15 protein-coding genes are annotated in these 20,762 nt (G+C 66.3%); 8 read left to right on the top strand and 7 right to left on the bottom strand.

The genetic code is table 11. The features are described 5' to 3' along the window. Positions 1 to 44 precede the first annotated feature (44 nt). The 3 genes from ACFWHR_RS08410 to ACFWHR_RS08400 all read right to left on the bottom strand — a co-directional run bounded on the left by ACFWHR_RS08410 (position 45) and on the right by ACFWHR_RS08400 (position 4,943). Positions 45 to 1,268 (bottom strand): MFS transporter, encoded by a 1,224-nt coding sequence (locus ACFWHR_RS08410; protein WP_382447849.1) that lies wholly within the window; start codon positions 1,266 to 1,268, stop codon positions 45 to 47. 116 nt (positions 1,269 to 1,384) lie between these two features. Further along, entirely contained in the window at positions 1,385 to 3,130 is a 1,746-nt protein-coding gene (locus tag ACFWHR_RS08405) for a DEAD/DEAH box helicase (protein WP_382447848.1), read from the bottom strand. 196 nt (positions 3,131 to 3,326) lie between these two features. Then, a complete protein-coding gene (locus ACFWHR_RS08400) occupies positions 3,327 to 4,943 on the bottom strand; it encodes a PucR family transcriptional regulator (RefSeq protein ID WP_382447847.1) in 1,617 nt (538 codons plus the stop codon). A gap of 104 nt (positions 4,944 to 5,047) precedes the next feature. Between ACFWHR_RS08400 and ACFWHR_RS08395 the strand changes: the two genes are divergently transcribed. The 7 genes from ACFWHR_RS08395 to ACFWHR_RS08365 all read left to right on the top strand — a co-directional run bounded on the left by ACFWHR_RS08395 (position 5,048) and on the right by ACFWHR_RS08365 (position 15,338). Continuing rightward, positions 5,048 to 5,968, top strand: a complete 921-nt coding sequence (locus ACFWHR_RS08395) for a transporter substrate-binding domain-containing protein (protein WP_382447846.1) — start codon at positions 5,048 to 5,050, stop codon at positions 5,966 to 5,968. Between the two features lie 14 nt (positions 5,969 to 5,982). Further along, positions 5,983 to 6,924, top strand: coding sequence for an amino acid ABC transporter permease (locus ACFWHR_RS08390; RefSeq protein WP_382447845.1), 942 nt, complete (start codon positions 5,983 to 5,985; stop codon positions 6,922 to 6,924). Then, on the top strand, positions 6,921 to 7,688 hold the full coding sequence (locus ACFWHR_RS08385; RefSeq protein WP_382447844.1) for an amino acid ABC transporter ATP-binding protein: 768 nt from the start codon (positions 6,921 to 6,923) through the stop codon (positions 7,686 to 7,688). Before ACFWHR_RS08390 ends, ACFWHR_RS08385 begins: the two co-directional genes overlap by 4 nt. Positions 7,689 to 7,745: 57 nt before the next feature. Continuing rightward, positions 7,746 to 8,891, top strand: coding sequence for an alpha-hydroxy acid oxidase (locus ACFWHR_RS08380; RefSeq protein ID WP_382447843.1), 1,146 nt, complete (start codon positions 7,746 to 7,748; stop codon positions 8,889 to 8,891). A gap of 93 nt (positions 8,892 to 8,984) precedes the next feature. Beyond that, on the top strand, positions 8,985 to 10,286 hold the full coding sequence (locus ACFWHR_RS08375; protein ID WP_382447842.1) for an ATP-binding protein: 1,302 nt from the start codon (positions 8,985 to 8,987) through the stop codon (positions 10,284 to 10,286). 100 nt (positions 10,287 to 10,386) lie between these two features. Then, positions 10,387 to 14,067 (top strand): TM0106 family RecB-like putative nuclease, encoded by a 3,681-nt coding sequence (locus ACFWHR_RS08370; RefSeq protein ID WP_382447841.1) that lies wholly within the window; start codon positions 10,387 to 10,389, stop codon positions 14,065 to 14,067. Further along, a complete protein-coding gene (locus ACFWHR_RS08365; protein ID WP_382447840.1) occupies positions 14,061 to 15,338 on the top strand; it encodes a pyridoxal phosphate-dependent aminotransferase in 1,278 nt (425 codons plus the stop codon). Before ACFWHR_RS08370 ends, ACFWHR_RS08365 begins: the two co-directional genes overlap by 7 nt. Positions 15,339 to 15,373: 35 nt before the next feature. Here the strand turns inward: ACFWHR_RS08365 and ACFWHR_RS08360 are convergent, their stop codons facing one another. Together ACFWHR_RS08360 and ald are read right to left on the bottom strand one after the other, a co-directional pair. Beyond that, on the bottom strand, positions 15,374 to 15,859 hold the full coding sequence (locus tag ACFWHR_RS08360; protein WP_382447839.1) for a hypothetical protein: 486 nt from the start codon (positions 15,857 to 15,859) through the stop codon (positions 15,374 to 15,376). A gap of 57 nt (positions 15,860 to 15,916) precedes the next feature. Continuing rightward, complete coding sequence (gene ald, locus ACFWHR_RS08355; protein ID WP_382447838.1) at positions 15,917 to 17,041, bottom strand: alanine dehydrogenase; 1,125 nt, start codon at positions 17,039 to 17,041, stop codon at positions 15,917 to 15,919. Between the two features lie 186 nt (positions 17,042 to 17,227). On the opposite strand from ald, the gene ACFWHR_RS08350 reads away from it, so the two are divergent. Beyond that, a complete protein-coding gene (locus tag ACFWHR_RS08350) occupies positions 17,228 to 17,719 on the top strand; it encodes an Lrp/AsnC family transcriptional regulator (RefSeq protein WP_382447837.1) in 492 nt (163 codons plus the stop codon). A gap of 41 nt (positions 17,720 to 17,760) precedes the next feature. Here ACFWHR_RS08350 and ACFWHR_RS08345 read toward each other — a convergent pair whose 3' ends face one another. After that, positions 17,761 to 19,491, bottom strand: coding sequence for a cation:proton antiporter (locus ACFWHR_RS08345; RefSeq protein WP_382447836.1), 1,731 nt, complete (start codon positions 19,489 to 19,491; stop codon positions 17,761 to 17,763). A gap of 45 nt (positions 19,492 to 19,536) precedes the next feature. Then, the gene (locus tag ACFWHR_RS08340; protein WP_382447835.1) at positions 19,537 to 20,754 is read right to left on the bottom strand and encodes a winged helix DNA-binding domain-containing protein; all 1,218 of its coding nucleotides are present in this window, start codon (positions 20,752 to 20,754) and stop codon (positions 19,537 to 19,539) included. Positions 20,755 to 20,762 lie beyond the last annotated feature (8 nt).

Genomic DNA, 20,762 nt, shown 5'->3' with positions numbered 1-20,762 from the left:
AGTCCCGTGATCGGATCATTTAGGACGACAGAAGGGGCTCCGGGCTAGGGGAGCGGGATCGTGACGGTTCCTGTTTCGGCCGGGGGCTCGATCGAGCGGCCGCGGAGGTCGGGCATCCAGCGGAGCGCCACGATTGCAACGATGGCGCAGGCGACGAGGAGTCCGCTCGACACGATGAGCGCGCCGTGCGCGCCCGCGACGTCGATTGCGATGCCGGCGAGGGCCGAACCGGTGGCAACGCCGACAAGCTGGCCCGTGCCGATCCAGCCGTAGGCTTCGGCCGTCTCCGAGAAGCGTACCGTCGCGCTCACGATCGTCGAGATGGCGGCGAAGGTCGGCGCAGTGCCGAGTCCGCCGATGAACAGCACGATGCTCAACCACCAGATATTCAAGCTGAACAGGGTGGCGGCGGTTCCCGCGAGCACGAGCAGGATGCGCAGCGCCGGCGACCACGGGCGCATCTCGCGGTGACCGATGAGCAGACCGCCGACGAGCGAGCCGCCCGCGAATACGGCGAGCACGAGCCCGGATTCCATGCTGCCGTGCCCGCCGTCCGGTCCAGCGAATGCAGCGACGATGCCCGCCTCAATCGCGGCGAACGACGCGACGAAGAAGAACCCGATGACCGTTGAGATCACGACTGTCGGGTAACGAAGCACGGCGCCCAGGCCGCGCTTCGACGGCAGCAGCTTCACCTTGCCGAGGGCGGGGCTTGATATAAACCAAGCGCCGCCGAGCAGCATGAATCCGGCAGCAACGCAGAGCCCGGCCGTCGTGTTGAACTGCGAAGTCACGAACACCGCGACGACGGGGCCGACAACCCAGATGATCTCTTGCGCTGCCGCGTCGAGTGAGAACAGTGCCGACAATTGCTTGCCGGGTACGAGCTTCGGGTACATCGTGCGCACGGCCGGAGTGATCGGCGGGGTCGCGAGCCCTACGAGCAGTGCGAGTACCGTCACGACGACGAGCGGCAGGTGCAGCATCGCGATCATGACGAGCAGCGCAGTGCACGCAATCGACGTGACCGTCAGAACGGGACGCATGCCCCACTTGCCCATGAGGCGGCTGCTGAGCGGGCCCGAGACTGCCTGGCCGACGCTCTGCGTGGCGAGCACGATGCCCGCAGAGGTGTAATCACCATAGGCGACCTGGATGTGCAGCAGCATGATGATCGACAGCATGCCGAACGGGAAGCGTGCCATGAGCTGCGACCCCAGAACGCGGAATACACCTGGGTTTTTTCCCAGATCACGATACAAGCCCATCAGACGAGTATACGCGTGAAATCAGCCCATTTCGAGCGACATAACCACGGATTCGCGCGTCGATCTGGTGACCGGCGCGCGAATCCGAGGTGTCGTGCAGTTATTGCAGGCGGGAGTTAGCGCCCGCTGCTCGTCGAGTAGACGGTGCCGCCCGAGCTCTGCGCGCGTCGGCCTGAACGTCGACGACCGCCATCGGCGCCGGCACTCGCGCTGCCGCCCTGGCCGTTGCGACCCTGACCGCCCTGCGACTGACCGCCCTGCGACTGGCCGCGCTCGCCCTGCCCGCCACGGCGCTGACCGCCGTTGCCGCCCTGACCACCCTGGCCGCCGCCCGAGCGCCGCTGCTGGCCCTCGCCCGACTGGCCGGACGCCGCGCCGGCGCCGCCTGCGCTCCGCCCGCGACCGCCGCGTGAGCGCTTGCGCTTCGCGTTGGCACCCGTGCTCGAGCCCGCGCCCGCGGGGTTGTGGCCCGCGGCACGCTGCTGCGCGGTCTGTGCTTCAGCGCGCTTCCGCTCGATCTCGCGCGGGTCGAGGCGCGGGGCGACCTCTCCGATGAGTTCGAGCACCTCTGGATCGATGTTTGCTGCGTTCGGGTTCACCGTGCGCGGGGTAACGCGAATCTTCGCGGCGCGCATGATCTGGCGCATTTCGCCGCGCTGCTCGGGCAGTACGAGCGTGACGACGTCACCCTCGTTGCCGGCGCGGGCGGTACGGCCCGAACGGTGCAGATACGCCTTGTGCTCGACCGGGGGATCGATGTGCACGACGAGATCGACTCCGTCGACGTGCACGCCTCGGGCGGCAACGTCAGTGGCGACGAGCACGCGCGACTCGCCGCTCACGAACTCCGCGAGGTTGCGGTCGCGGGCATTCTGCGACAGGTTGCCCTGCAACTCGACGGCGGGAATGCCAGCGGCGGTCAGCTGCTTCGCGAGCTTCTTCGCCTGGTGCTTCATGCGCGTGAAGAAGATGCGGCGGGCGGTGCCAGAGGCGAGCGCCTCGATGAGCGCGTCCTTCTGATCTTTGCCCGCAATTTCAAACACGTGGTGCGTGAGCTGCGGCACCGGCGACTCGGCAGAATCGACCGAGTGCAGGATCGGGTTGTGGAGGTACTTCTTCACCACGTTGTCGACGCCGTTATCGAGCGTCGCGCTGAAAAGCAGGCGCTGGCCCTGCTTGGGGGTGGCGTTCATGATGCGCGTGACGACGGGCAGGAAGCCCATGTCGGCCATGTGGTCGGCCTCGTCGAGCACGGTGATCTCGACCGAACTGAGGTCGACGAGGCGCTGCTTCATGAGGTCGTCGAGGCGTCCGGGAGCCGCGACGACGATATCGATGCCGCCCTCGAGCGCGACCTCCTGGCGGCGCTGCGGTACGCCACCGAAGATGGTGGTCACCTTTATTCCCATCGGGTCAGCGAGCATCTTGAGCGTCTCGGCGATCTGTGTGACGAGCTCGCGGGTCGGCGCGAGTACGACGGCGCGCGGCCGGTTGGGACGGCGCTTCTTTGCCGCGTCCTCCGCGAGGTTTGCGACGAGCGGGATGCCGAAGGCGATGGTCTTGCCTGAACCTGTGCGGCCGCGGCCGAGCACGTCGCGACCGGCGAGCGTGTCGGGGAGGGTGTCGCGCTGAATCGGGAACGGTGCTTCCTTGCCGTTTTTGGCGAGGGCGTCTGCGATTGGTGCGGGTACTCCGAGCTCCAGGAACGTGGGGGTCGGAGCGGTGGTCTGTTCGGTCACGGGGACCTTTCGTGCTGAGACAGCGGTGCGTCGAGAGCACGCGGAAGCGGGCCTGAAGGAGGCCCTTGTAATCGCGTTGCTCGGGCGTCGCTGCCAATTGTCAGAGTGCGCGGGATCGCGCATCCGTTCGCCGCGGATCGGGCCGAACGGCGCCCAGGCTCAATGAGTGAGCGGGCGGTGCGGTGAGTTGCGACGTGCAGCGCTCGAAGCGCCACCACACGACTCTACCGCACGCGCCTCAGATACCCCAGAAGTCGCCGCCGAGAACTGACCGTGAGAAGACTGAATGCTTCCGAGCGACGCTGCTACTCGGTACGGCCTACGCTCGGGATCTGAGGCGCAGCCACACCCAGAGTCTCGTCGCCGGATTGTCGAGGTCGATCCCGAGCTCCGAGCTAATGGATTCGAGTCGGTAACGGACCGTATTCTGATGCACGTGCAGTTCGAGCGCTGCCCGTCGCACGCTGCCCTGATGTGCGAGCACGGTGCTGAGGGTCTGTGCGAGTTGCGTACGGTGCTCGCGATCGTGAGCCCAGATGCGCTCGGCGGCGTCGTCGGTGGTCAGCTCCGATTCCTGCAGCATGTCGCCGACGTAGGCGAGGCCGAGCTCGGCGTGCATTTCGGCAAATTCGGCGACCGTTGAGGTGGTGGCATCGAGTGGTTCGAGGTCGGCGGCGTCTCGAGACTCGGCGTCCCGCCGGTTTCGCGTGAGGAGGAGCCTGCTGATGCTTGCTGCGTCGCGATAGGAGCGCGGGATCATGGCCTGCGTGTCGGCGACTCGCCCGATGCCGGCCGCAGATCCGCCCTCCGAGATGCGGGTGATGCGGTCTGCGAAGAGCCGCGTGAGTCCTGCATCGGCGCTGCGCAACAGCGCGACGACGACCCCGTCGAGGAGCGCGCAGTGCGACCACGCAAACTGGCCCTTTGCGGTGGTGACCGCCTGGTGAAGTAGCTGCTGCGCGCGGAGCACGGGGTTCGCGCCGTGATCGTCGTGGGGTCGAAAGCACACCACGGTGTGCGCCGAGGCGGAGTCGAGCCCCAGCTGGGCGGCGGCCGCGCGGCGACTCTTCGCGTCTTCGAAGAGCGCGCGGATGAGATCGGTGCTGCGACGCTCGTCAGCCTGCGCGGTTTCGCGGGCGCGCAGCATGTGGTGCGAGACAAGCGCCTCGACCGAATCGAGAAACTGTAGAGTCGCCTCGGCGCCACTCGGATCGACCTGAATGATCCACACAGTGCCGAGCAGCTCGCCCGCGGCGCGCACGGGGAGCGCGACGCGACCATACTGGCCGCGTGACCCCTCGAAAAACAGTGCGACCGACGAGGCTGCGAGCTGTTGAAACTGCGAGTCCGCGCGGGGGTGGTGGCCCTCGTGCAGCGCGAGCGTGGTCGACCTGCGGAGCGCGTCGATGGGTTGATCTGCGTGGGTGGAATAGCCGACGATGCGGCCAGCGGTGTCCACGAGGCTCACGGCGCCGTTCGAGAGTGAGGCCAGCGTATTCGCGAGTGCGAACAGGTCGCCCTGGCGAATCCCGCTCGCGACCAACCGCGAGCCGCCCGACCCCAGGGCTCTGAGCGACTGCGCCGTGTCGGCCCAGTCGGCGTCGCGTTCGAGCATGAACAACGCATCGGTGACGTCGGCGCCGAGCTGCGGCAGTGCGTCTTCCGGACGCTTCACGACGACGCCCACCGCGCCGCTGCCGAGTAGCTCGCGCACACAGGGTTCAAAATCGGAGTGGTGTGTGTCGAGATGAGGGGCGAGCACGAGTCGGTCTGCGTAGTGGTGAGCAGTGGCGACCGGCTCCAAGAACACGCAGCCGAGAAAGGTGCGCTCGTTCTGCGTGCGCGACGGATTCGCCGCAACCAGGATCCCCCCGAGCAGCTCGATGGCGTCGCTGATTCGTGCGGCACTGCGAATCTGCGTCTCGTCCTCGAACACTCAATACTCCAATGATTCGCGCTGTCTATTGGAACATACTCTATATCTATCATCGGCTCGCTCACCCACACTGTGTGAAGTTCCACTGAAATTGAGGGAGAGCAATGATGCACCTGACAACTCGTACCCGCGCACTCGCGGGATTCGCGGCCCTGCTTGTCGCTGGCACCGCACTGACCGCCTGCAGCTCGGGCGGCGCCACCGCGTCCTCCGGCACCGACGCGAAGGCCGCCGCGAAGCCGGTGAGCATCGACGTCGTTCCCGAGGCAGCCGACCAGCTGCCCGACGCCATAGTGAAATCGGGCGTGCTGCGCGTCGCAATTCCGACAAACGAGCCGCCGACGCAGTTCTACAAGGAGGGCACCAAGGAGATGACGGGGTTGAATCCCGACATCGCCGCCCTCGTTGCAGACGCGCTGGGTCTCAAGCTTGAGGTTGTCGTGAGCAACTTCGACTCGATCATTCCGGGCCTCGAAGCAAACCGTTTCGACATGACGGTGTCATCGATGACGCCGACTGAGGATCGTATGAAGGCGCTCGATTTCGTCGAGTACGTCGATATGGGCAGCGCACTTGTCGTGAAATCGGGCGCGAAAGACTCCGTGGACTTCGATGCGCTGTGCGGGAAGAAGATCGCCGTGCTGACCGGCTCGTACCAGCTCACCGTGCAGATTCCCGTCTTGGACAAAGCGTGCGAGGACGCCGGTGATAAGCCGCTCGACGTGCAGCAGTTCCAGGACACCCGCCAGGCCATCAGCTCGCTGATGAGCGACCGCAGCGACGTTGTCTACGCGGATGGGCCGATCCTCAACTACGCAACACTGCAGAATCCCGACATCGAGGTTGCAAGCGAAAACGACATCGCGCCCGTCGGTATCGGCATCACCAAGGACACCGGTCTGACGAAGCCGGTAGAGACCGCGATGACCGCGATTCTCGATTCGCCCGAGTACGTCGAGGTGCTGAAGAAGTACGGACTCGAAAAGATGGCTATCACTGACGCTCGCGTCAACGTAGCTCAGTAGTCAGGCGGCCCACGATGACGAACGCTGGGGATACCCCCACCCAAGTCCAGTCCACACTCACCTCCCTCGAGGTCCAGCCGCGCAAGCGCTGGCTCCCGATCCTCGGCGCCGTCATCGTGCTCTTCATCGCGGTCGCGGCCCTCTGGGACGTCGCGACGAATGATCGCTTCCGCTGGCCGGTTGTGCTCGAGTATCTCTTCAACCAGCAGATTCTCTCGGGCGTCGCTCTGACGCTGATCTTGACCGTTGTCTCGATGACCGTCGGCATCCTCCTGGGCATCGTGCTCGCGATCATGCGCCTTGCGCACAATCGCACCATCTCGTGGGCGGCCCAGGCGTACATCTGGTTCTTCCGCGGTACACCGCTGCTGGTGCAGTTGATCTTCTGGTACAACATCGCGGCTCTGTACCCGGTTGTGGCCCTGGGGCTGCCGTTCGGAGGCCCGAGCATCGTGCTGGGGGAGTCAAACGTGCTCATCACACCGCTCACCGCGGCCCTACTCGGACTCGCCCTGAACGAGGCCGCGTACATGGCAGAAATTATTCGCAGCGGCATCCAGTCGGTTGACGAGGGCCAGCGAGATGCTGGTCGCGCAATCGGAATGACCGACGCGAAGCTGATGTGGCGAGTCGTGTTGCCGCAGGCGATGCGCATCGTGATTCCGCCAACCGGCAACCAGGTGATCTCGATGCTGAAGGGCACCTCTCTTGTCAGCGTGCTCGCGATCTCCGATCTGCTCTACTCGGCCCAGATCATTTACGCGCTCAACTACCAGACGATCCCGCTGCTGCTCGTGGCGTGTGTCTGGTACCTCCTGCTCACGTCGATTTTGACCGCACTCCAGGGGCGGCTCGAAGCGCGATACGGACGCGGTTTTCAACCGCGTACCGAGCGGAAAAAAGATCGCACGAAACGCGCACAGTCGATCATTGAGAATGGAGCGGCCACAGCATGAACACGAACATGGTCGAGATTCGCGGGCTGCGGAAGTCCTTCCACAGCAACCTGGTGCTCGCCGACGTTTCCCTCTCCGTGAAACCAGGTTCGGTGACGTGCCTGATCGGGCCGTCGGGATCGGGCAAAACGACTCTGCTGCGCTGCGTGAACCGCCTCGAAACGATCGACGCGGGCATCCTGCTCGTCGACGGTCAGCTCGTGGGCGCCGAGCAGCGCGGCGGCAAGCTTGTTGAAGCGCGCCCCTCGGCGATTGCGCGGTCACGCACCCAGACCGGCATGGTGTTTCAACGCTTCAACCTGTTTCCGCACCGCACCGCACTCGAGAACGTCATGGAGGGGCCCGTGCACGTGCTGCGGCGCTCAGCGGCAGAGGTGAGGGCCGAAGCCATGGGGCTGCTCGATCGCGTCGGGCTCGCGCACAAGGCAGACGCGTACCCGCAGGAGCTCTCGGGTGGCCAGCAACAGCGCATCGCGATCGCTCGCGCGCTCGCGATGAAGCCGAAACTGCTGCTGTTTGACGAGCCGACCTCTGCGCTTGACCCCGAGCTTGTCGGGGAGGTGCTCCAGGTCATGAAGGGCCTTGCCGCAGACGGTATGACGATGCTCGTCGTCACGCACGAGCTCGGCTTCGCGCGCGAGGTCGCCGATCAGGTCGTCTTCATGGACGGCGGCGTGGTCGTCGAGAGCGGCCCGCCCGAGGACGTGATCGGCAACCCGCAGCAGGAGCGCACACGCGAATTCCTGTCGCGCGTTATCGACTAGGCAGCACACGATTTCTTCTCGAGACAACGAAGACACAGAAGACAAAGAGGTACAGCAGTGAACGTGCAGAAGACGATCAGCGTCGAGCAGATGCGGCGACGGGCCGTGCGGCGCCTTCCCCTAATGGTGTCCGATTTTCTCGACGGCGGTGCGCTCGACGAGTTCACGCTGCAGCGCAATCGCGCGGCGTTTGAGGCGGTCAGGCTGCGTCAGCGGGTGCTCGTCGATCTCGGCAGGATCGACACCTCGACACAGGTGCTCGGCCGCAAGTTTGAGATTCCGATGATTGTGTCGCCGATGGGCCTGCTGACGGTCTGTCACCCCGACGCTGACGTGGCCGTCGCGGGCGCCGCCGGTGCAGCCGGGAGCCTCGTGATCCACAGCCCGTGGTCGGGTGTTTCGATCGAGGAGACCTTCGAAGCCGCCGGTGGCAGTCTCTGGGAGCAGATCTCGTTCTGGAAGCAGCCGGAAGAAACCGAGCAGCACCTGGCTCGCGCTCGCAATCTCGGCGTCGACACGATCGTCGTCGCTGGCGACGTCGCCGTGTCGAGCAAGCGCGAGCGCGACCTGCGCCACGGCACCTCGATGCCTCCGAAACCGCCGCTCCGCGACGTATTTGATGTTGCACTCCACCCAGGCTGGGTAGCGCGCTGGTTGACGGGACGCAAGATGACGTGGGGCACCTACGAGATCGCGGGGCGCCCGATCAAGATGGCCGAGATGGAACACTGGATGGAGCGCAACGAAAACCCGCGGGCCACCTGGGACGATGTTGTCGAGCTTCGCCGCAAGTGGGACGGGCAGCTGCTCGTCAAGGGCATCATGACGCCCGAGGACGCGGCGCTTGCCCTGCAACACGGCGCAGACGGCGTATTCATTTCGAACCACGGCGGCCGCCAGTTCGACGGTCAGCCGGGCACGCTCGACGTGCTGCCCGCGATCGCAGAAGAGGTCAACGGCCGCGGCGCAGTCGTGCTCGACGGCGGGATCCGGCGCGGTTCCGACATCGTCGCGGCGCTCTCTGCCGGAGCTGATCTCGTCGCCGGCGGGCGTCCGTTCGCTTACGGACTGTCGGCCAGCGGTCGCGCTGGCGTCGATCGCGTCTTCGAGATTCTGCAGAGCGAGTTCGAAACCGCGATGGGATTCGTCGGCGCGACATCCGTGTCGCAGCTCGACACGCAGGCGACGACCGCGCGGGTGTAGTCCGCACGTACGACGGTCGTGACAGCGGCCGTCGCGGCCGGGTCCGCTGAGCCGTGCTAGCTCAGCGGGCCTCGCGTCTGCCATGATCACTGCATGGGACGCATTACGATACGTGAATTCCACGACGATGACCTCGACGCCGTCGTGCGGCTGTGGTGGGAGGCGCGCTCGTCGTCAGAGCAGCCCGTTTACTCGCTCGCCGAGGTCACGGCGTCGTGCCGCGAAGATCACGCGGTCGTCGCGATGCGCGACGACGAGGTGGTTGCGGCGGCAGTGGGCCGCGCAGCGCACGCGCAGGGCTGGATCGTGTTCTTCGGTGTGGCAGAAGACGCGCGTACCGGTAACACCTCAGGCGCACTGCTCGACGCACTCGAGCGGAAGATGGCGCCGCTCGGCCTGGGCACACTATCGGTGCTGATGCCCGAGGGAAGCCGAATCGATCTGCTGACGTCCAACGGCTTCCAACTGCAGCACAACCTGCGCTACCTCGAGCGTCAGATGCCCGTGCAGCGTCGCGAGTTCGAGTTGTTGAAGGACCTCGGTGGTCGGATCCTGCCCCGGCACCTCTGGGAGCAGGTCGCTGGCATGCGGCACGAGAAGCAGCTGCTCGAAGAACGGCTGGTCGCGCCGCTCGCGCAACCCGATCTCGCCGACCGCTACGGGGTCGTGCCGCCGCACGCCGTGATGCTGTTCGGCCCGCCCGGCACCGGCAAGACGACGTTCGCGAAAGCGGTGGCGTCCCGGCTTGATTGGCCGTTTGTTGAAGTGTTCCCGTCGCGGCTGGGCGACGGCGTGACGAGCATGGCGTCTTCGCTTCGCGCGGTGTTCGAGCAGATTGCCGAGCTCGAGCACGGGGTCGTGTTCATTGACGAGGTCGAAGAGATCGCATCGCAGCGGAGTGACCCGCCCACTCCGTCGCAGGGCGTCACGAACGAGCTGCTGAAGATCGTCGCCGACTTTCGAGATCGAGAAGGCATGCTGCTGGTCTGCGCCACAAACTTCGTGCGGGCGCTTGACGCGGCCTTCCTGCGTCACGGCCGTTTCGATTACGTACTGCCCATCGGGCTCCCAGACGCCGAGGCGCGCGAGGCCATTTGGCGCCGCTACGTGCCGAGCAGTGTCGCGACAGAGATCGACTTCGGTCAGCTCGTCGGTGCGAGCGACGGGTTGACACCCGCCGACATCGAATACGCGGCGCGGCGGGCGTCGCAGGACGCGCTCGCGCGGGTGCTGCGTGGCGGAGCCGCGGCGACGGCCTCGGCGGCGGTCGAAGGATCACAGACGAATCTGACCACCGACGACTATGCAGCTGCGCTCGCGGTGACGCGCGCGACGGTCTCGCCAGAGCAGCAGGATGCATTCCTGGAAGACATTACGACGCTCGCGCGGTTGTAGCCGCCACGTGGGTGTCGGTGGCACGCGGTAACGTCGAATCAAGCCGCCGAACCGGGCGAGCACGCGGGTCGCAGTGCCCGTGCCGACGAATGGAGCGCGCATGTTCATGCAGGATCAGCCGAACGGATCCGGGCAGCGCGTTGTCACGAGCGCGAGCGACCTGACGGCTGCGAGCCACTGCGAGTTCGCGTTTCTACGCAAATTTGATCTCAAGCTGGGGCGCGATGTGGTCGTGCCTCCCGATGACGATCCGATGCTCGCCCGGGCCGCCCGGTTGGGCGACGCACACGAGGAGCGCGTGCTCGCAACGTACATCGAGCGATTAGGCACGGGAAAGCCCGGGCAACCGGGCGGAGTCGTATCGGTTGCACGGCCGAATTCAATGTCAGCGGCAGATCTCGGAACGGTCGCGTACGAGACGGTGACGGCGTTGCTCGGCGGCGCTGAGCTGGTGTTTCAGGCCACGTTCTGTGACACGGCGCAGCGGCCGGCCTCCGGCGAAGACCCCGAAATTGGGTTTGTGGGGTTCGCAGACTTCCTGCGCCGCCTGCCCGACGGGCGATACGAGGTCCAAGACACGAAGCTCGCGCGGCGGGCGAAGGTGACGGCACTGCTGCAACTGGCGGCCTACGCCGAACAGCTCGAACGTCTCGGTGTCCCCGTTTCAGATACCGCAGTGCTCATTCTCGGAGACGGAGCCGAATCACGTCACCGGATCAGCGACGTCGCCCCCGTGTTCCGTGCGCGGCGGGCGCGCATGCACGAGATGCTCGCCGAGCGGTATCGAGCTGTCGGGGCCGACGGCGACCGGGCGCACGCAGCGCCGATCGCCTGGGGTGCCGCGGGTGTGACCGCGTGTGGCCGCTGCGAGGTGTGCACGCCAGAGATCGAGCGCACGCGTGATCCACTGCTCATCGCCGGCATTCGGTCGACGCAGCGTGATGCGCTGGTTGCTGCCGGGCTCGGCACCCTTGACGCCGTAGCGCAGGCGGCCGCAGCGTCGCAATCAGGAGAACTGCGGGTGCCAGGCATCGCTTCTCCCGTGCTGCAGCGCCTTGCTGAGCAGGCTTCCCTGCAACTGCGGGCCGTCAATTCCGCGCCGGGCGCGGCGCCGCCGTTCGAGGTCGTCGATGCCGCGGCGCTCGCCGCGGTGCCGCGCCCCGACGCAGGCGATCTGTTTTTCGACTTCGAGGGTGATCCGCTGTTTCGCGCGCCGGGCCCCGATGAAACTGCACAGTGGGGCATCGACTACCTGTTTGGCATGGTCGACAGCGATGAGCAATTCACGGCGCTGTGGGCGCACGACCTCGCCGCCGAACGCGCCGCACTCGAGTCGTTTCTGTCGCTCGTCGCCGAGCGTCGTCGTCGTTACCCCGACATGAAGATTTATCACTACGCGGCGTACGAGCGCACCCACCTCGCCTCGATCGCCGCACGACACGGCGTCGGCGAACGCGCGGTTGACGACCTGTTCCGCGAGCACGTGCTCGTTGATCTGTATCCGGTGGTGCGGGCCGCGATCCGACTCGGTTCGCGTTCGTACTCAATCAAGAAACTCGAACCGCTGTATATGGGCGACGAGCTGCGCGACACCGACGGTGTGACCACCGCCGCGCAGTCGGTGACGGAGTATGCCGAGGCGAGCGCGCAGCTGACATCTGCTGACGCGGCAGAGCGCGCTGAGGGGCAGCAGCGACTCGACGCGATCGGCGACTACAACCGCTACGACTGCGTATCGACGCTGCGACTTCGGGACTGGCTGCTTCGCCTCGCGGCCGAGCTCGGTGTCGCCCCCTTTCCGCCCGCGCCGAGGGCGCCGGATGAAGGGCCGGTGCTCGAACTCAGTCCGGTTGGCGCCGCGCTCGCGGCCCATGCCACTGTGCTTGCCGAGCGGGGCCGTGACGTCGACCGAGCCGCCGCGGCGATCGCCGCGAGCGCCATCGATTATTACGAGCGCGAGCAGAAGTCGTTTTGGTGGGCGCACTTCGCGCGACTGATCGATCCGATCGAAGACTGGGCTGACACGCGCGACGTGCTCGTCGTCGATCCCGCCATGAGCCGCGTTGAGGAGCCGTGGCATGTGCCGCCGCGTGCGCGGTCCGAGCGGCGGCACGTGCGGCTTGGCGGAGACGCCGCGCCCGGCTCGCGATTTCGAGAGGGCGGCGACGCGTTCGCCGTCTACGCGCACCCGGCGCCGTTTCCCCAGTATGGCGCTGCTCCCGGCTCCCGCGGTGCCCGGCAGGTCACGACGCTCGAAGCGCGCGACGACGGCGTGACGATCAGGGAGACTCTCCCGGCGGGGGTTGAGCCCTACTCCGTGACCCCTGTGGCGCTGACGCCCGGACCGCCGCCCCGTGCGGGGGCGCAGAAGGGCGCCATTGAGTCTTGGGGTGCCGATCTGGTGCGGGCACTCGACGCCGGCGGCTTTCCGGCCGACCCGGTTATCGACGTGCTGAGACGAGCCACCCCGCGCACGGCGACAGGCGCGCTCGTGTCGCCCGCGTCCGCCGAAGCGCTGGCGGCGGTCGGGGGCGACGAAGAGGCGCGGTCCATCGGTGCGGTGATCGCGTCGCTCGTGACGCTCGACCGCTCGACGCTCGCCGTGCAGGGGCCGCCCGGCACGGGAAAGACGTACCTCGCGGCGCGCGTGATTCGCAGGCTCGTTGAACAGCACGGCTGGACGATCGGGGTGGTGGCTCAATCGCACCGAGTCGTGGAGAACGTGTTGAACGGCGTCGTGGGCGCGGGGCTGCGACCGTCTCTCGTGGGAAAGGCGGCGCAGCGCGGAGCCGATCCGGTAGACACCGCGGCTGCCCCGTACACCGTGCTGCGCAGTGGCGGGCAGTCGTCGTTCCTTGCGGGCCATCAGCGTGCCGGGCGCGGTTCGGTGATCGGCGGCACCGCGTGGGACTTCAGCAATCCCGAGCGCGTGGGTCGTCAGCAACTCGACCTGCTCGTCGTTGACGAGGCCGGGCAATTCTCGCTGGCGCCGACCATTGCGGCTTCGGTCGCAGCGCGCCGCGTGCTGCTGCTGGGTGACCCGCAGCAGTTGCCGCAGGTGTCGCAGGGCACGCATCCGGAGCCCGTCGACACCTCGGCGCTCGGCTGGCTGCTCGGCGCGCATGAGACGATACCCGAGGGCCTCGGCTACTTCCTCGCCGAGACCCGGCGCATGCGCCCGGAGCTCGCGGAGGTCGTGTCCGAGCTCGCGTATGCCGGGCGGTTGCGCGCCCATCCGAGTGCCGCCGACCGCGAAATAGTAGGCGCGGGAGCCCCCGGCCTCCACTGGCACGCGGTCTCGCACTCGGGCAATGCAACCCACTCGGTCGAAGAAGCCGAACGGGTCGTGCAGATCGTGCGGCGAGTGCTCTCTGGGCAACTCCTCGAGCCGGGGGAGCCAGAGCGGGCGATCACGCCAGACGACCTCATCGTGGTTGCCCCGTATAACGCGCAGGTCGAGTGCGTGGCGGAGGCCCTCGGTGCCGCTGGGTTCGGCGCGGTGCGGGTGGGAACTGTCGACAAGTTTCAGGGGCAGGAGGCCGCGATCGCAATTGTGACGCTTGCCGCATCGAGCCCAGCCGATGTGCCGCGTGGCCTCGAATTCCTGCTAATGCGCAACCGGCTCAACGTCGCGATCAGTCGCGCGCAGTGGGCGGCGCACCTGGTTTCGTCAGATCGGCTCGGTGACGGGCTGCCGACGAGTGCGGAGGGCGTCTCGGCGCTGTCGGGTTACCTGCGCCTTGTGGAACGCGCCCGTCCCGCTAACGTGGAGGCATGGTGAACGCCGGAGGACCCATCAAGACACCGCCGTCGGGGCAGCTGCCGCCGCTCCCTGAGAACGCCGCCGCAGCGCGCCCGCTCGCGGTGCCGCCGGGAATCTCACGCAGGTCGAATATTCCGGCCTTTGAGGTGATGCGCATCACCGACGAGATCGCGCGCCGCCGAGCGGGTGGGCACGACGTGGTGTCGCTCTGTGCGGGCGAGCCGAGCGCGCGCCCAATTCCGGGAACGCTGAAACCCGCCGGGTACACGGGGCCACTCGGCACGGCCCCGCTGCGCGAGGCGGTCGCCGGTCACTACCGAGAGTGGTACCGGGTCGAGGTCGATCCTGCATCGGTCGCAATCACCACCGGTTCGTCCGGGGCGTTTCAACTCGCATTTCTCGCCGCGTTCGATCCGGGCGACCGAGTCGCGCTTGCGAGCCCCGGTTATCCCGCCTACCGCAATATTCTGACGGCGCTCGGGGTGCACGTGATCGAAATCCCGACCGGTCCAGAGACCCGTTACCAGCCAACGCCCGCGCTGCTCGACGCAGCAGTCTCCGAGCACGGTGACCTGGCCGGACTCATCTTGGCGTCACCAGCGAACCCCACCGGTACCATGCTCGATCGCGCTGCGCTCACCGCGCTCGTCGCGTGGTGCTCGCTACGCGGGGTGCGCCTCGTGAGCGATGAGATCTACCACGGCATCACGTTCGCTGAGGGTAATGCGCGTGACAAGCGCGATCGCCGCGGCGTGACCGCGCGCGAGCTCGATCCAGAGGCGATAGTCATCAACTCGTTCTCAAAGTACTGGGGCATGACGGGGTGGCGGCTCGGCTGGGCGCTGCTCCCCGCCGCACTGATCGCGCCGTTCGAGGCGCTCGCCTCGAACTTTGCGCTGTCGCCGCCCGCGCCCGCGCAAGAACTGGCTCTGTCAGCGTTCACGCCCGAGACCTACGCCGAGCGTGACGCCATCGTCGACGGTTTCGCGCGCGCCCGCCAGCTCATCTTGGACGCCGAACCGCAACTCAACTGGGGCACTGCTGCACCCGCGGACGGCGCGTTCTACTACTACTCTGAGCTTGGAACGCAGCTTGGACCGCAGCTCGGCCGCTTCACTGACTCAGTCGACTACGCGCGTCGGCTTCTTGCAGAGGCCGACGTTGCGGTGGTGCCCGGCGTGGACTTTGATCCGGTGGGCGGCGCGCAGGCGGTGCGACTGTCGTACGCCGCGGGCGAGGCTGCGGTCGCGGAGGCGCTCGCGCGAATCATCCGATTTCAAAACGCGTAGCGCCGATCGTCACCGTTACGCGCAAATCGTCACCGTTACGCGCCGATCCTCACCGGCGTGTGAGCTGCGACGCCGATGCGGCGCTGCAGCGCGTCACCCACGACGGGGGCGTCGGTGACCGCGACGCCGAGCGCCTCGGCCGTTGTGCGAGACGCGTCTCCGAGCGCAAATACGACGGCGGAGATCGATTCGGCGAGCGGCCCTTCGAGCGTCGCAACTGCGCGTGAGAGCGCCGAGCGGGCGGCCTTTGCGAGTGCCGCGGTATCGGGAAGCGCGGCACCGGCGGCATCAGATCGCAGGGCCACTTCGGCCCGCGCGTAGGTGACGCCGTCGCCTGTTACCACCTCACCGACGAGCAGATCGCCTTCGCGTCGCACGCTCGCATCGAGCACGGTGCTCGTTGAGCCGAGTGCGCCTGAGGAAACCGTGGTGAACGGGAGGGGAATGCCCGAAGGGGCGCCCCCGTCATCACCGTGGTGATGATCGGGAGACGCCCCTCCGAAAGAGAACTTCAAATCCATGAGTTCCAGGGTACGCGCTTTGGCAGGCGGGTTTGCACAGCCGGGCGCGCCCGAGGCTCAGGCGTTGGTTGCGAGGACCTCGTCGATGCTCGAGTACGCGAGCTCGGGGAACGCGTCAGCGACACCCTTGAAGGTCAGTACGCCGTCGTGAGCGTTCAGGCCCTTGGCGAGTGACTCGTCCGCCTGCAGTGCCTTGACCCAGCCCTTGTCGGCGAGTGCGACAACGTAGGGGAGCGTAGCGTTGGTCAGCGCTGCGGTCGACGTCTCGGGAACTGCGCCCGGCATGTTCGCCACGCAGTAGTAGATCGAGTTGTGCACGGCGAAGGTCGGATCGTCGTGCGTCGTCGGGCGCGAGTTCTCGAAGCAGCCGCCCTGGTCGATGGCGATGTCGACGAGCACGGAGCCCGGCTTCATCTGCGCGACCATTTCATCAGTGACGAGCTTCGGGGCCTTCTCGCCCGGGATCAGTACGGAACCGATCACGAGGTCGGCGTCCTTGAGTGCCTCGGTGATGTTGTGAGCGTTCGAGGTGCGGGTCTGAATACGACCGGCGAACTCGTCTTCAAGCTGCTTCAGGCGGGGGATCGCGATGTCGATGACGGTGACCTCAGCGCCCATACCGAACGCGATGCGCGCGGCCTGCTCACCAGCGGCGCCGCCGCCGATGACGACAACCTTGCCGCGACGAGTCGCGGTCACGCCGCCGAGCAGTACGCCACGCCCACCGTTGGCCTTCATCAGTGAGTATGCGCCGACCTGCACGGACAGACGGCCCGCGACCTCAGACATGGGAGCGAGCAGGGGCAGCGCGCGGCCGACCTGGACGGTCTCGTAGGCGATGGCGGTGGTGCCAGAGGCGAGTACCTGCTCGGTGAGCGTCTTGTCTGCGGCGAGGTGCAGGTAGGTGAAGAGCACCTGGCCCTTGCGCAGCTTGTCGTACTCAGCCGCGATGGGCTCCTTGACCTTCAGGATCATGTCGGACTGAGCCCAGACATCGTCTGCACCCTCGATGATCTTCGCGCCAGCGGCGACGTACTCAGCGTCGGTGATTGCCGACCCGACGCCCGCGCCGGCCTGCACGAACACCTCGTGGCCACGACGGGTGAGTTCGAAAACGCCGGCCTGCGTGATCGCGACGCGGTTCTCGTTGTTCTTGATTTCGGTGGGAATACCGACGCGCATGAGCTACTCCAATGGAATCTGCGATGTATTGATGCCTTGCCGACTCGCGGGTCGGCCGGTTGCGGCGCGATCCATTGCGGTCGAACCACTTCATTGTGCAGTATATTCGTCGGAGTTGCAGTAAGCCTGAATTCTCTTCGGTGGTTTTGCGCGAAGCGATTCGGTTATGAGGGAAGGGTGACGGGTATGAGCGAGGTCTCGAAGAATCTGCGCGGGGGAGCTGAGCTCGACGAAGTGGATCGCAAGATCGTCGATGAGCTCCAGGCAAACGGCCGCATTACGAACGCCGAATTGGCGGATCGTGTGGGGGTCGCCGCGTCGACCTGCATCGCCCGCGTGCGCAGCCTCGTGTCGCGACGCATCATTACCGGATTCACCGCTTCGGTCGATCCGCGGGCGATCGGTCTAGACCTTGAGGTGCTCGTGAGTGTCACCGTGCGCTCGGGTGCGCGGCAGCGGATCACGGAGCTCAGCGATGAGCTGCGGGGTCTGCCGGAAGTGATGCAGCTGTTCTTTCTTGGCGGGGTCGAAGACTTCATCATCCACCTTGCGGTGCGCGATTCCGATCACGTCCGCGACTTTGTCGTCGAGCACCTCTCTGCGCACTCGGCGGTGTCTTCGACGCGCACGAGCATCGTCTTCAGTCATCATCAGAACCCTGTGCGCATGGAAGCGTGATGGCGCACTGGTCGCGACAGGTGTGACAGCGACGCGTGTGTTCAGTGGGGCATCGGCGGGGTGATGCGCGTTTCTTGCGCATCGAGCGCGAGTTCTGCGGCGCGCAGCGTTTGTGAACTGTATCTGCCTATGGCCCGCTCTTCGAGCAGGGCGTCGCGCTGAGCGTCGAGCACGATGCGCGCGAGACGGCGATAGCAGGCCGCTTGTGATTCGTGTGCCTGGGCGGGAACCGAGCCGGTGCTCGCAAGCGGAAATGCGAGCGGCGCGAGGGTCGACTTTGCGGTGGCACGCACGCGTTTCACTACGTCGGGGTCTGGCACCGTGTGACCATCTTGAGCAGCAGCATCAATTTCAATCTCGTCTTCCAAAGCGGTGTCGGCCGCCTCGAGCAGATCACGGCTGAGCGACTGCAACTCGGCTGCGTTCGACCCGTTTGCGCCCTCGGGCCACAGTTTCCTGATGAAGATCGGCAGTGTCAGGCCGTGCAACAGCAGGGTGACTACCGCCACGAGAAACGCGATGAGGATGATCTGTGGGCGGTATGGCACTTCGGTTGAAATCGACTGCGCGGCGGCGAGCGTAACCACTCCTCGCATCCCGCTCCACGACAGCAGCACGCCGTCGCGCACGCCGAGTTGTTGCTCTTGCTCGTGGGCAAGATCGGCGCGTGAGCGTTGCTCGAGTAACTCGAGCCTGCGCAGCCTGCGATCGTCGATATCGGAGCGACGTGCGCGCCCCAGGATTCGTCTGAAGCCGTCGCTCCGCTGCTGGTAACGTCCCTCGTCGCCGCGCATCGACCAGATCAACGGGATCATCAATAGCCCGCGCAGCAGAATCAGGATCACGACGAGACCGAGTGCGATCAGCGCGATGTGCTCGAGCTGCAGTTCAGTGTCATTGACCTCGTCGAGCAGGGTGTGTAGTTGCAGGCCCATCAATAAGAAGACGCCGTTTTCGAGCCCGAACTGGACAGTGCGCCAGTTGAGTCGCTCGTTCATGCGGGCCGTCGCCGAGAAGCGCTTCGCAGCGTGGTGCCCGGTATACAGGCCGGTCACTACCACCGCGAGTACACCCGAGGCGCCAAGCTCTTCTGCGGGCATGAACGCAACGAATGGCACGACGAACGAGATGATGGTGTCGTAGACGGGGTTATTGAGCTTGGATCGGATCCACACAGTGATCGCGCCCATCACAATGCCGATGACAATGGCGGCGATTACGGAGAAGCTGAACGACGCTGCAGCATCCCAGAATACGAAGCTACTCGCGATCGCGGCGAGCGCGGTCTTGAGCAGCACCAGCGACGTCGCATCATTGACGAGACTTTCACCCTCCAGGATGGACACGAGCCGCTCCGGCATGCCGAGTCGCTTGCCGATTGAAGTTGCGGCGACCGCATCGGTGGGGCTGATCACGGCGCCGAGCGCGATGGCGACCGGCAGCGGAATGGCTGGGACCACGAGGTGCACGGCGAAGCCCACTGCCACCGCAGACACGATCACGAGCAGCACGGAGAGCCAGACGACGGGTCGGAAGTTGCGCCTGAAATCGACGAGCGGCACGTTTACCGCCGCCGAGTAGAGCAGCGGCGGCAGCACACCAAGCAGGATGATCTCGGGATCAATTTCGATCCTCGGTACGAACGGGAGATACCCGCTGCCGATGCCGACGAGCACGAGCAGGAGCGGCGCAGCAACGCCGATTCTGCTGCCCAGGATCGAGGTGCCAACGAGTACGATCACCGCGGCGACTGCGATCAGGCCGATTTCCATGCCTCAATGCTACCGACGGGGTGCCCGTGAATCGCTGGTCGTACACTACTCGCTGATCGTGACGTCCCCGGCAGGTACGCCGTGAAAGGCGGCCCAGGTCTCGCTGATCGAGATGAGCGCTGACGGATCGATCCGGGATCCGGGGAACGGCGAGACCTCGAGCCCGCCGCGCTTCGACTTCGCGCGCTTCCAGGTGCCGACGACTCGGCCGCGGTGCACCACGGTCGCCGCGAACATTCCGTTGCGACCTGGCACGATGCGTTCGAAGTGCGCTGCGTCGAGTTGCGCAGACCGGTCAGTGTAACCCAGGAGGTGTTCGTCAAACGCGGCGAGCAGGTGCCACTCGGGTGATTCTTCACCCGAGTGCTGCAGTTCGTGCCCCTTGTCGATTCCGAGTTGCTCGTTGGTTACCCAGAGTGCCCCAGCCGTCCCGGCTACTTCTTCGCCCGAAGCGTCACTTGCTCGCGCCGGGGTGAGGACCCCCATCTCGGCAGCCGCCTGTAGTCCGGCGCGCGCCTCGCGCACCGTCAGCCCGGTCCACCAGGCGAAGTCAGCCTCACGGAACGGCCCCCGGGCGACCGCGTATCGAGCCGCAAGCTCGGCTACTGCGGTGTCAGCCGCTATTGCTCGCGGGGCTTCGATCCAGTCACTTGCGCGCACGAGTAACGGTTCGCCGGACGGCCCGATCGGGCCGAACGTCGCGAGACCGTTCTGGCAGATCCACCAGATCACGTGGTAGCGCCAGCTGCTCTGCCAGTCGATGCCCGCGTCCGTCCACGCCTGCGACAGCGCGTCTCGGCCAAGCCCTGGTGTCGCGGTGAGCGCCGCAAGCGACGTGTCGACGAGGCGTTCAAGCGCTGCGTCGCTCATGCCGAGCGTCTCGCGACGCTTCGGTGCGCCGGCGAGCACGCGATGGTTTGTCGCTGCCTGCATCCACCCGATATCTTCGGCGGCAACCACGTGCACCGTGCCTCGCATTGGCCACGAACGGACGATGCGCCGCTCGGCGAACGCCGTGGCGACGTCGTCAACGGTGGTGCCGGGAGCGCGAACGCCGAGCGCCCAGCGTGACGACCGCCAGTCTTGGCCCTGCAGGGCGAGCATGCGTCGCGCGACACCGGCGATGCGCTCGGCGCCGGTGGGTTCTTCGGTGGGTTCCGCGGCCCGAGCTGAATTCACCGTGCCGGCCCAGCCAGCAACGGTGAGCCCGAGGGCGCGCATGCGCATGCGAACCACGTCGGATGGGGAGAGCATCTCGGTCATGTCGTCAG

The sequence above is a fragment of the Leucobacter sp. NPDC058333 genome (genome assembly GCF_042726155.1).
Taxonomy (GTDB): Bacteria; Actinomycetota; Actinomycetes; order Actinomycetales; family Microbacteriaceae; genus Leucobacter.
Note: the sequence above shows the minus strand (reverse complement) of the source record. Positions and strands in the feature narration are given on the sequence as shown.

Coding starts and splice junctions, on each gene's coding strand:
- ACFWHR_RS08410 (WP_382447849.1), bottom strand. CDS start 1,268: ATGGGCTTGTATCGTGATCTGGGAAAAAACCCAGGTGTATTCCGCGTT.
- ACFWHR_RS08405 (WP_382447848.1), bottom strand. CDS start 3,130: ATGCGCGATCCCGCGCACTCTGACAATTGGCAGCGACGCCCGAGCAAC.
- ACFWHR_RS08395 (WP_382447846.1), top strand. CDS start 5,048: ATGATGCACCTGACAACTCGTACCCGCGCACTCGCGGGATTCGCGGCC.
- ACFWHR_RS08390 (WP_382447845.1), top strand. CDS start 5,983: ATGACGAACGCTGGGGATACCCCCACCCAAGTCCAGTCCACACTCACC.
- ACFWHR_RS08385 (WP_382447844.1), top strand. CDS start 6,921: ATGAACACGAACATGGTCGAGATTCGCGGGCTGCGGAAGTCCTTCCAC.
- ACFWHR_RS08375 (WP_382447842.1), top strand. CDS start 8,985: ATGGGACGCATTACGATACGTGAATTCCACGACGATGACCTCGACGCC.
- ACFWHR_RS08370 (WP_382447841.1), top strand. CDS start 10,387: ATGTTCATGCAGGATCAGCCGAACGGATCCGGGCAGCGCGTTGTCACG.
- ACFWHR_RS08365 (WP_382447840.1), top strand. CDS start 14,061: ATGGTGAACGCCGGAGGACCCATCAAGACACCGCCGTCGGGGCAGCTG.
- ACFWHR_RS08360 (WP_382447839.1), bottom strand. CDS start 15,859: ATGGATTTGAAGTTCTCTTTCGGAGGGGCGTCTCCCGATCATCACCAC.
- ald (WP_382447838.1), bottom strand. CDS start 17,041: ATGCGCGTCGGTATTCCCACCGAAATCAAGAACAACGAGAACCGCGTC.
- ACFWHR_RS08350 (WP_382447837.1), top strand. CDS start 17,228: ATGAGCGAGGTCTCGAAGAATCTGCGCGGGGGAGCTGAGCTCGACGAA.
- ACFWHR_RS08345 (WP_382447836.1), bottom strand. CDS start 19,491: ATGGAAATCGGCCTGATCGCAGTCGCCGCGGTGATCGTACTCGTTGGC.
- ACFWHR_RS08340 (WP_382447835.1), bottom strand. CDS start 20,754: ATGACCGAGATGCTCTCCCCATCCGACGTGGTTCGCATGCGCATGCGC.